Annotated in this window: 4 protein-coding genes and 1 pseudogene; 3 read left to right on the top strand and 2 right to left on the bottom strand. The window is 74.5% G+C overall.

Going from position 1 to position 4057, the window contains the following annotated elements; genetic code table 11:
- Positions 1 to 180: 180 nt before the first annotated feature.
- The 3 genes from HYE82_RS34695 (at position 181) to HYE82_RS34685 (ending at position 2137) form a co-directional block, all read left to right on the top strand.
- A complete protein-coding gene (locus HYE82_RS34695; RefSeq protein WP_179178201.1) occupies positions 181 to 777 on the top strand; it encodes a TetR/AcrR family transcriptional regulator in 597 nt (198 codons plus the stop codon).
- Positions 778 to 810: 33 nt separating this feature from the next.
- Positions 811 to 1761, top strand: coding sequence for an SDR family oxidoreductase (locus tag HYE82_RS34690; RefSeq protein WP_179178203.1), 951 nt, complete (start codon positions 811 to 813; stop codon positions 1759 to 1761).
- Between the two features lie 205 nt (positions 1762 to 1966).
- The gene (locus tag HYE82_RS34685; protein WP_179178200.1) at positions 1967 to 2137 is read left to right on the top strand and encodes a hypothetical protein; all 171 of its coding nucleotides are present in this window, start codon (positions 1967 to 1969) and stop codon (positions 2135 to 2137) included.
- On the opposite strand, the pseudogene HYE82_RS34680 reads toward HYE82_RS34685, so the two are convergent.
- Both HYE82_RS34680 and HYE82_RS39400 read right to left on the bottom strand, forming a co-directional pair.
- Positions 2113 to 2745, bottom strand: a pseudogene (locus HYE82_RS34680) (TNT domain-containing protein). The gene HYE82_RS34685 and the pseudogene HYE82_RS34680 overlap by 25 nt on opposite strands.
- A gap of 202 nt (positions 2746 to 2947) precedes the next feature.
- A complete protein-coding gene (locus HYE82_RS39400) occupies positions 2948 to 3916 on the bottom strand; it encodes a CPBP family intramembrane glutamic endopeptidase (RefSeq protein ID WP_309144549.1) in 969 nt (322 codons plus the stop codon).
- Positions 3917 to 4057 lie beyond the last annotated feature (141 nt).

Raw genomic sequence — 4057 nt, 5'->3', positions numbered from 1 at the left:
GCGGATGCCCGGTGCGCGTCCGGGCGGAAGTCGCGCAGCCCGTCGCGGACCGCGCGCGGCGGGACGCCGAAGGCGCGGGCCAGGGGTGGGCGGCGGCTCGGGTTGCCGACGGCCCCTGCATCCCGTTTAATAAATGAACAGACATTCATTAATCGCGAGGGTGGTCGGGAGGCGGACGGCATGGCACGTCCCCGCAGTGTCGAGGACGCGGTGATCCTCCGCGCAGCCGCCGAGGTCATGGGCCGGACCGGCCCCGTCGGGTTCACCCTGGCCGCCGTGGCGGAGGAGGTCGGGCTGGTCGCGGGCACCCTCGTCCAGCGTTTCGGCTCCAAACGCGGCCTGCTGCTCGCACTCGCCGAGCAGTCCGCGCGGGACGCGGACTCCGCGCCGGCGCGCGTACGGCAGGTGCACGGGACCGCGCTCGACGCCCTCGAAGCGCTGGTGGTGGAACTGACGGACCAGTCGTCCACCCCCGAGTCCTTCGCCCACCACCTGGCCTTCCTGTGCACCGACCTGACGGACCCGGAGCTCCGCCGCCATGCCCTCGTCGTCCACGAGGCACAGCGGCGGGCCGTCGAAGCCCTGCTCGCGGAGGCCCTGGCCGGGGGCGAACTCCGGCCCGGTACGGACACCGGCGCCCTCGCCGACACCGTCCAGGCCGTCACCGTCGGCACCGGCCTGGTCTGGGCCCTCGACCGCCGGGACGCCCTCGCGGTCCGGCTGCGCCGAGAGGTCGCCGCCGTACTGTCCGCCCACCGCAACCCCCCGGAGGCATGAATGACGACGACGCACGGCGAGCACACCGCGACGATGACCACGACCACGACCACGACCGCCACCGCCACCGCCACCGCCACTGCACCGCTCCGCGGCAAGGTGGCCCTCGTCGCGGGCGGCACCCGCGGCGGCGGGCGCGGCATCGCCGTCGAACTCGGCGCCGCCGGAGCGACGGTGTACGTCACCGGCCGCAGCAGCCGCGGCGGTACCGGGCGCTTCCGGCCGGACCGCCCGGAGACCGTCGAGGAGACCGCCGAGCGCGTCACCGCCGCAGGCGGCCTCGGCATCCCGGTCCGCGTGGACCACAGCAGCCCCGACGAGGTCCGTGCGCTCGTCGCCCGGATCGACGCCGAGCAGTCCGGACGGCTCGACGTGCTCGTCAACTGCGTGTGGGGAGGCGACCCGCTCACCGACTGGGACCACCCGCTGTGGGAGCAGGACCTCGACACCGGCCTGCGGCTGGTGCGCCAGGCCGTGGAGACCCATGTGATCACCAGCCGGTTCGCGCTCCCGCTGATGGTCGCGCGGGGGAGCGGTCTGGTCGTCGAGGTCACCGACGGCAACACCGCCCGCTACCGCGGCTCCTTCTTCTACGACCTGGCCAAGTCGGCGGTGATCCGCCTCGCCTTCGCGCAGGCCGCCGAACTGCGCGAGCACGGCGTCGCCGCCGTCGCCCTCACCCCGGGCTTCCTGCGCTCGGAGGCCATGCTGGACCACTTCGGCGTCACCGAGGCCAACTGGCGCGAAGCCGTCGCCAAGGACCCGCACTTCGCCCACTCCGAGAGCCCCGCCTACCTGGGCCGCGCGGTCGCCGCCCTCGCCGCCGACCCCGCCGTCATGGCCAAGTCCGGGCGCGCGCTGGCGACCTGGTCCCTGTACGGGGAGTACGGCTTCACCGACGCCGACGGCACCCGGCCCGACTTCGCCGCCCACTGGGCCACCGCCCTGGAACCCACCCTGGGCCCCCTCGGAGACCCCCTGTAACCACCACCCCGACGCCGCCGCATCCTGTGCTGCACCCCGTGCTGCGCGCGGGGCCGTACGGCTCACGGGTCCGGGGGACGGCCGCTGATCGGCAGCCCGTGCCGACCCCGGGCGCGGGGCAGGGCAGCGGCCGGCGCATGCCGGGTGCGGTGGCGGTCCGCCGGACCGACAACCATCCGTCCGCACAGGGAGAACCAGAACCACCATGTCCCCGAGCATCCGCACGATCACCTTCGACCGCACCGGCGACCCGTACGACCTCGGGCTGTTCCGGAGCCGCGTACGGGGCCGTCCGCCGCCCGGCAGGCGCCCCCGCTTTCCGGAGCGCCCGTTCGAGCCGCCGGCGTTCGCTCACGACGCCGCGGGCACCAGGTAGCCGTGGTCGATCAGCACCTGACGTTCAGCCGCTGCCCCTCACCGGGGTTCACAAGGGCCGGATCCAGCTTGATCTGCCGGCCGCCGCCCGGCTGCTCGAACCAGGGGGCGAGGGACGCCTCCCACACCGTGAACGGCTTGGCCACCTCGTAGACGTGGTAGTCGCAGGAGAAGGCCGCGTCCCGCGCGCCGAGATTCTGCGGGGGCAGGGCGCGCTTCGCGAACGGGCCCCGGCCGGGGCGAGGTACGAGCCGTACTCCGAGCCGAAGCGGTCCGGGCGCTCACCGGGCTCCAGCAGCTCGGGGCCTTGTCCACGGCCCCGTCGACCTCGGCGAAGCCGTCGTTCGGCGGGTACTTCCAGCTGCCCGTGCCGGCCGGGCCTTCCCACTACTTCTTCAGGAACCCGGCGGCGGCTGTCAGCCTGCCGGTCCGCTGGTAGTGCTTGAGCAGCGGCCCGACCGGCTGCTGCCACCGCTTCGGCAGGTACTGCGGCCCGAGCCGCCTGTCGCCCTCGAACTCCCCGGTGCTCGGGGCCGGCGGAACGGCCGCCGGAGCCGCAGCGGCGGGACCGGACCCGGAAACGGACCCGGAACGGACCCGGACACGGATTCGGTGGCGGCCCGGGCGGTGGCGGCCGGTGCGGCGGCGAGGGCGACACCGACGCCCATCGCGGTGAGGACGGCACGGATCCTCGGCCCGGTACGGGTGCGCTCCACGCGGATCTCCTTCGACGCGGTCGGACGTGCCCGCGACACCGTAGGGGATCCCTGACGCTCCGTTACCGCCGCACGGCAGCCAGCCCGTACGCCTCTCAGACCTTCCGCGGGCCCGCCGCCGGCACCGGTACCGGCACCGCTACGGCATCCGGCGCCGAGACCGAGGCGAGACCTCGGGCACGGGCCAGCCGGGCCACCACGAGGCAGTACACCGGCGCGCACACCAGCTCCACGACCAGCGCCTGCCACGGCGCGTCCGCGGCGGTACCCGCATCCGCCAGCTGCCCGAAGGCCAGGGCGAGGCCGAACGAGAACACGTTGTTGGCCGTGTGCATGGCGATCACGGCCTCCAGCCCGCCCGTGCGGGCCACCAGCCACCCCCACCACAACGACGAGTAGAAGAGGAGAAGAAAGCCGCTCCAGCCCCCGAACCCGTGCGCGAGGGCGAACAGCAGCGAGGCCACGACCACCCCCGGCCACGGAGAGCGCAGGAACCCGCCGAAGAACTGCGGGAGCCAGCCCCGGAAGACGAACTCCTCCGCCCCCGCCTGGAACGGGACCAGCACCACGAAGAGCGCCAGGCCGACCAGCAGCTTCCCAGTCCCCGGGGCGTCCCCCTCGAAGACCGAGTCGCCCTCCGCGAGCCATTCCCACAACATCAGCACGCCCATCTGCACGGCCATGAAGAGGAAGGCGACGGCGGCGCACAGCCCGAGCCACCTCCACCGCACCCGGCCGGCCACCGAAGCCAGCGTCCCCGCCGGGCGGGAGCCGCACCAGCGCACCGCCAGCATCACCACGGGTATGCCGACCGCCAGCATGAGCAGCCCGAGCGCGTTGTCCACCAGCGGGTCCGCGAACTGCGCGTCGCCGTCGTCGGGGGCATGCTCCGCTCCCAGGGCGGTGGCGACCACCATGCCGACACCGGTCACCACGACCATCCCGACGGCCAGCATCCCGACCACCGCGAGCAGCTCACCCAGGCGGCGCCACCAGCCCTGCCGCCCGTTGCGCGCCTGCTCGTGGTACCGCGACCCGGCCGGCGCCGCAACCACCTCGGGCACCGCCCCGCCGCCCCCGTACCCCGCAGCCCACTCCTGCCCGGCCGGCCACTGCTGCGGCGGCGCGGCCCAAGGCTGCGCAGGCGGGTAGGGGGACGGGGCCGGCGTAGGAGGGGGAAAGGCATACGGGGACGGCCCCCCGCC

Source organism: Streptomyces sp. BR123 (assembly GCF_013401435.1).
Taxonomy (GTDB): domain Bacteria; phylum Actinomycetota; class Actinomycetes; order Streptomycetales; family Streptomycetaceae; genus Streptomyces.
Note: the sequence above shows the minus strand (reverse complement) of the source record. Positions and strands in the feature narration are given on the sequence as shown.